Raw genomic sequence first — 315 nt, 5'->3', positions numbered from 1 at the left:
CCGACGTCCCGCGCACCTGGCCGCTCGAGGCCCAGCACGTCGCGGTGCTCGGCGCCGGCAACGTGGCGCTGGACGTCGCTCGGATCCTCGCCAAGCACGCCGACGACCTGCTGCCCACCGAGGTGCCGGCCAACGTCTACGAGATCCTCAAGGCGTCGCCCGTCACCGACGTGCACGTCTTCGCCCGCCGCGGCCCCGCCCAGGTGAAGTTCTCGCCGCTCGAGCTGCGCGAGCTCGGCCACGTGCCGGACGTCGACGTCATCGTGTACCCCGCGGACTTCGAGTTCGACGAGGGCTCGATGGCCGCGATCCACT

The 315-nt window shown here is 71.7% G+C and carries 1 pseudogene; it reads left to right on the top strand.

Features of this window, described 5'->3' with window-relative positions:
* Positions 1-315 (top strand): annotated as a pseudogene (locus KOV94_RS20415) (pyridine nucleotide-disulfide oxidoreductase); the annotation flags it as partial.

This window comes from Cellulomonas algicola, from assembly GCF_019024305.1.
In the GTDB taxonomy this organism is placed as follows: Bacteria; Actinomycetota; Actinomycetes; order Actinomycetales; family Cellulomonadaceae; genus Cellulomonas; species Cellulomonas algicola.
The sequence above is the reverse complement of the archived record's forward strand: the minus strand, read 5'-3'. Positions and strand labels throughout refer to the sequence as shown.